Source organism: Terriglobia bacterium, assembly GCA_036496425.1.
Taxonomy (GTDB): Bacteria; Acidobacteriota; Terriglobia; order 20CM-2-55-15; family 20CM-2-55-15; genus 20CM-2-55-15.
On the sequence record DASXLG010000394.1, the window covers coordinates 1 to 5,737 of the forward strand.

At 57.8% G+C, this 5,737-nt stretch carries 6 protein-coding genes; 1 reads left to right on the plus strand and 5 read right to left on the minus strand.

Features of this window, described 5'->3' with window-relative positions; translation table 11 throughout:
* Nucleotides 1-51 precede the first annotated feature (51 nt).
* The 3 genes from VGK48_28940 to VGK48_28950 form a co-directional block, all read right to left on the minus strand.
* A complete protein-coding gene (locus VGK48_28940; GenBank protein ID HEY2385221.1) occupies nucleotides 52-1,122 on the minus strand; it encodes an extradiol ring-cleavage dioxygenase in 1,071 nt (356 codons plus the stop codon).
* Between the two features lie 2 nt (nucleotides 1,123-1,124).
* The gene (locus VGK48_28945; GenBank protein ID HEY2385222.1) at nucleotides 1,125-2,147 is read right to left on the minus strand and encodes an amidohydrolase family protein; all 1,023 of its coding nucleotides are present in this window, start codon (nucleotides 2,145-2,147) and stop codon (nucleotides 1,125-1,127) included.
* Between the two features lie 175 nt (nucleotides 2,148-2,322).
* Nucleotides 2,323-3,015 carry a hypothetical protein gene (locus VGK48_28950; GenBank protein ID HEY2385223.1) on the minus strand — a complete coding sequence of 231 codons (693 nt, stop codon included), beginning with the start codon at nucleotides 3,013-3,015 and terminating at the stop codon, nucleotides 2,323-2,325.
* A gap of 442 nt (nucleotides 3,016-3,457) precedes the next feature.
* On the opposite strand from VGK48_28950, the gene VGK48_28955 reads away from it, so the two are divergent.
* Nucleotides 3,458-4,702 (plus strand): MFS transporter, encoded by a 1,245-nt coding sequence (locus VGK48_28955; GenBank protein ID HEY2385224.1) that lies wholly within the window; start codon nucleotides 3,458-3,460, stop codon nucleotides 4,700-4,702.
* Between the two features lie 30 nt (nucleotides 4,703-4,732).
* Here the strand turns inward: VGK48_28955 and VGK48_28960 are convergent, their stop codons facing one another.
* Nucleotides 4,733-5,383 carry a hypothetical protein gene (locus VGK48_28960; GenBank protein ID HEY2385225.1) on the minus strand — a complete coding sequence of 217 codons (651 nt, stop codon included), beginning with the start codon at nucleotides 5,381-5,383 and terminating at the stop codon, nucleotides 4,733-4,735.
* Between the two features lie 108 nt (nucleotides 5,384-5,491).
* On the minus strand, nucleotides 5,492-5,737 hold a 246-nt coding region (locus VGK48_28965), incomplete at its 5' end, for a DUF6152 family protein (GenBank protein HEY2385226.1).

Consider the following 5,737-nt stretch of genomic DNA (forward strand, 5'->3'; position numbering starts at 1 on the left):
GACCCCCTGCCGCCGCTTTGTGGCGGCAGGGGGTCGCTCACACCCCCCCTCTCACCCCGGCGGAAACACCGCGAAGCACTTGTTCGAATTGAAGACGTAGCTTTCGATAAACTCCGCCCAGACCGGCTTGCAGTTCAATTCCGACATTGCGCCTGCCAGACAGAACCAGTTGAGCATTTCCTGTTGTCCGGAGTCTTCCACGGCGGATAGCGGCGTCTCGCGCCAGTGTCTGTAATTGCCGGTTTTCAGGGCTTCGTAGAACGCACGATCGCTTTCAATGTCGGGATAGAGGCGCCAGGCCTTGTCGTGCAGGAACGCGTGCGACCAGCTGGAAGACGCGATCACAGCCACGCGGAAGGGACTCTTCTTCAACACACGCACCATTGCGGCGCCTAGATCGAAACATCGCCCGGGTGATGGCGACGGCGGATCCAGTTCTTCGGGCGGAGGTGTCTGTCCGAATTTTGCCGCCCCGCCGCGGAAGCTGATCACGCGCTTTCCGTAGCAATTGATCGAGAAGCACACCAGCGGGTGATCGAATCCCTTGCGGTGGTAATCCAGATAGGCGATCGAGTTCAGAAACGCGTGGCCCACACCCTGCTGATGCAGCGGCCGGTATGCGTAGCAGACATCGAAGCCTTCCGTGATGAGGCCGCTCGCCAGCCGCTTTCCGCCTTCCCGGTGACCGCGCAGATTGAAAGTGAAATCTTCACGCTCGGACCAGACATTCGCGCCGCCCGGCATTCCCGGCGCTTTCAGCCGCCACGGCATCGCTTCGATGGTGTCGTAGGCGAGAATGCAGAAGGGTGGAATGATATCGTCGGTGAAGTTCTCGTACTGATCGTCGCCCCAGATCACGACGAAATCGGGCTTGAAGTCGTCGAGGGCCGTGCGGATTTTCGCGAGCCCGGACAACAGGGCCTGCCGGTGTTCCGCGGCTTTCGCTTTTCCCTGATCGGCACCCCACTCCTCCTGCATCAGCTTCGGCCAGTTCGCGGGTTCTTTGAGCTCTGCGGGGATCGCAGGGTCTCTCAACGTGCCGCGCAGGATGCCGGACATGTTTTCGTCGCGTCCGGCGAGCGGCGGATAGTGCGTCATTCCGAGACCGAGAATCTCAGCCATCGTTAAGCTTTGCGGGGGAGGCGCTTGTTGATCCGGGGATAGACCTTGCGCGCGTTGTCTTCGTAGACCTTCCGTTTGTCCGCCTCACTGAGCGGGACTGTGTCGACGTAGCGCTTGGTGTCGTCGTAATAATGGCCGGTGGTCGGATCGATGCCGCGGACCGCGCCCACCATTTCGGAACCGAACAGAATATTGTCGACAGGGACAACCTTGAAAAGCAGGTCGATGCCGGGCTGATGATAGACGCAGGTATCGAAGAAGACGTTGTTGCGCATCATCTCGTCGAGCGGCGGCCGTTTCAGATCCTGAGCGAGTCCCCGGTAGCGGCCCCAGTGATACGGCGCTGCCCCCCCGCCATGGGGAATGATGAATCGGATCGCCGGAAAATCCTTGAACAGATCGGCCGTGATGAATTGCATGAACGCCGTCGTGTCGGCATTCAGGTAGTGCGAACCTGTGGTGTGAAAGTTCGGATTGCAGGTCGCACTGACGTGGACCATCGCGGGGACATCCAGTTCAACCATCTTCTCGTAAAACGGATACCAGTATTTGTCGGTGAGCGGCGGCGCCGTCCAGTGGCCTCCGGATGGATCGGGATTCAGATTGCATCCGATGAAGCCGAGTTCCTTGACGCAGCGTTCGAGCTCCGCGATCGAGTTGGCCGGCGCGACGCCCGGCGATTGCGGCAGCTGGCAAACCGGAACAAAATTTTCGGGATACAGCGAACATACGCGGTGAATCAGATCGTTACAATGTTCTGTCCAGTTCCGGCTCGTGGTTTCATTGCCGATGTGATGCCCCATGACGGAGGCGCGCGGCGAAAAAATCGTGACGTCGCTGCCGCGTTCCCGTTGCAGCTTCAACTGGGCGTTCTCGAGGCTCTCGCGAATCTGGTCGTCGGTGATGTTCAGCGTGACTTTGCCCGGCACATAGGATGAGTCCTTGAGTCCGGCTACCTGTTTGTCTCTGTACTCTTGAAGCGGCTTAGGCGCAGTAGTGTAGTGTCCATGACAATCGATAATCATAATGGAAATGATATGCCGACTTGGAATGCTGTCCAATACCTGAAATGCGCGGACGAACGCAACGGGAATAGCCACAAAAGGTACATAAGGGAGCACAAAAAGCACAAAACGTCAGGTCATGCGTGATGTTTTTGTGCCTTTTGAGTTCTGCTATGTGCCTTTTGTGGCAATTCCCTCAGTTCGACGACGCCGTACTGATCGGCGCGTTGGCTTTCACTTTATCCACGATCAGGACCAGCGTATTCATACCCCACTGCTGCTGAATCACAATGGTTGGGAATTTCACGCCGCTGAAGTCCTGGTAGTCGAGATAGGTGCCGAGCACAGGGACGTTATTGCCGATCTGCGTTTCGACTTTCTCGACCAGGTTGTCCTTGTTGATGTAGCCCTTCACGTTGTACTTTCCGTCGACCACGTAGGAAACCTCGGTGAACTTTTCACCAAGGACGGTCTCCGGTTTGACCACGGCTTCGTGCGACATGGCGCCCTGCAGGAACCCGAAAGGGTTCAGCCAGAAGTCATACCGCGTGTCCCACGGCGAGTTTGGCGCGATCGCCAGCGTCTGTGGATGATCGGTCGTTTGTTCAACGCGGATCAGATCCACACGGGACGTGGCTGCGTTCAAGTCTAATTGACGTTTATAGGATTTAATGTAGGTGAGCGGCGGCTCAGTACTGGGTTTGTTCTGCTCAATGCCGGCGTTCGAGCCCGATCCGGATCCTGAATACTGGAGCGTCTTCAGATTAGCGGCGCCCATCGCCTTGGCGACAGTATTCAGGAAGGTTTTCGCATCTTGAGCGTAGGTCGAAGCAGGAAGTGCGACTGTGAGAGTTACAAACCCCAATACGGCCACGAATTTCTTGACCATATTCCCTCCAAAGATGTCACTACCGCTTATTTTTATACCGCTTTGGAGGTGGGTTTCGCAAGTGCGTGAAGGGGGTTTTAGCCGCAGATGCCGCGGGTGGGGCGCAAAAACGAACTTTTGAGGCGCCCCATCTGCGTCATCTGCGGCTAAAAAAGTTTGGTTGCGGCATAGCCGCGCTATGCTTCTTGTGGTTCCTTTCCTTCCAGTGTATCTTCAGGGGAAGCGGTTTTACCGCCGACACGGATATGAAGAACCTGACGCTCACTCATCGACGAAAGTCATTTTTTGCGGCCAAGGCTGTAGGCCTTTGGCGGCATGAGCGGGCACGCATCCGGTTCTGATCCGGCAGGCCCGCTCAACTGGCGAGCGGGCGCCCTCCTACGTTTTTCAAAACATGGACTCCCGTAAGCCGTAGCTTTGTCAACTGGATCGGGGGAGGACTGTGCGACTACTGTTCCAACATCGCGGGTTAAGGTTAATTTTCATCGCCAATCTTGTATCGATGATCGGCAGCGGGATGAATACGGCGGCCGTAACATGGTTCATTCTGCAGGCGACGCACTCCGAGTTGAGCCTGGGTACTCTGGTCGTCATTCAGACGGTCCCGGCGTTGCTCATGATTCCTTTCACAGGAGTGCTCATCGATCGTGAAGACCGCCGGCGCCTGATCATGCTGCTGGATGGGCTGCGCGGGGCAGTCATCTTGTGCGTTGCTTTCCTTGCGTTCCGGCATCAGGTGCAGATCTGGCAGCTCTACGCCATGGGCGCGCTTGTCGCCGCCGGGTTCTGGATGTTCTGGCCGACGATTACGGCGCTGATTCAGGAGTTGTCGCCGGAATCCGAGTTTGTCGGCGCGAACACCATGCTTCTGGCCGGAGTTCAGGGCGGGTGGATGATCGCCGGCGCCATTGTCGGATTTGTCTACGAGCGCATCCATCTTGGCGGTGTGCTTGCGTTGGATGCCTCGACGTATGCGGTATCGCTGATCTGCTATTTCGCTGTTCGTAAGGGTAAGGTGACGGTCAAGCCGCGCGAAGTTTCATCGCCTGCCGGCGGGGATGCATGGGCCCGCTATCTGCACGAGCTGCGTGAAGGGATTCAGTACCTCCGGAACAAGCGTTATGTCGTGTTGCTCGGAGTATCGTGGGCGATTTTCGTCGCCGGCATGCAGACGCAGGGTGTCATTACGGCACCGCTGAGCGATAAGGTCTTTCATGCAGGAGCGCGTGGCTACGGCTGGCTTAACGGAGGCTGGGCCATCGGGGCATTCATGAGCACGCTGTATGCGCCTCTGTTCATTCGTCTGCTTCGCGGCCGCCGGTCGGTGGTTTGCGCCATGGCGATGCTGGCGATCAGCCTGACGGCAGCGCCGTTCTCGGCTTCCATCGCCGTGGCCGTCATGTGCTATGCGGTCATGGGATCGGGGCGCGGCCTCGCCGGCGTCGGCATTTCATCGACGATGATGGAAATCGTTCCAAAGCACTTCATGGGGCGCGTGCAGAATGCGTTTTTCTTTCTCGGGACTTCGCTGCAGCTCGTGACCAGCATTGCGGTGGCAGCGATCGCCGAGCATGTTTCGCTCGCGCTCGGCTTTGCCGTCATCGGGCTCATGTACGGCGTCGCCGCGATTACGGCCGCATGGCCGGCCGCCCGGCCGGTCAAAGTCCCGGCGGGCGTGAGGAGCTAATGTAGTCGCGGGCTTCAGCCCGCGACTACATTATTTGCCCCGTTCCACTCCCAGTACAAACATCGGCTGTGTCAGGTTGGAATGGAAGTGTCCCGACGGGGATGAGAAGTTTTCCTGCCGGAAGCGCGTGTAACGGAATTCAGGCATCAGGTGCAGCTTTCCGATTTTCAAGTCGAAGCCGGCCCCGGTTGTGAAGCCTTCGGTGGCCTGATGGATGAACTCCGGCGCCTTGATTCGCGCTTCGGTCACGGTGCCGAAGCGACTCGTACTCACGATGTTCGTGTCCTGATTGACAGCGCGAAAAGTGGCTCCGCCGTTCACGTAAGGCCGGATCGGGCCGTGGAAGAAGGGCTTTTTCACCAATAGAGGAAAGTCCCAGCAGTTGATGTCGGTCGTCGAGCGCGTGACGGCATCGGCTCCTGTACTGGTCGAGACGTAACTCAAGTGGCTGTAGAGGCCGTCAATCTCCAGCAGCAGGCCTGCCGGCAGACCGAGTTCTCCGGTGAAGCCGAATTTGGGAACTCGCGAATGTATGGAGTAGGTGACGTTCGGATCGGGAGCGCTGACCTGCAGAGCATCCATCGTCGGATAGGCCAACTTCAAGCCGAAGGTCGTCTGGGCGAAGCCAAGTGCCGGCAGCAGCAGAAACAGCCCCAGCACTGCGGCGACATTTTTGCTCACAGATCCAGTGTTGCCAATGGAAAGGGGCCGTTCACTCTCGACTAAAAGTGAACGACCCCAATTTCCTACAGGAAAACGACGATCAAGTGATTGTGCGTTTTCGAACGACTACGGGTTGGTGCCTTCGCTGGACGCCGCGCCCATTTTCTTTCCATCAGGCGTGGTGACATTTCTTGCGTTGGCGCGGTTGCTGCCATTTTTCGCCACCGAACCCTGAACGCTGACCGTATCACCGAGCTTCATCGTGGTGCGCGTCCAGCCGCCAGCCTGCAGCATGTGCGGCGGGCCCATTTCCAGGCCCCAGTTCGTGACCTTTCCGGCTTCGTCTTTAACATCGATATAGAACCAAACATG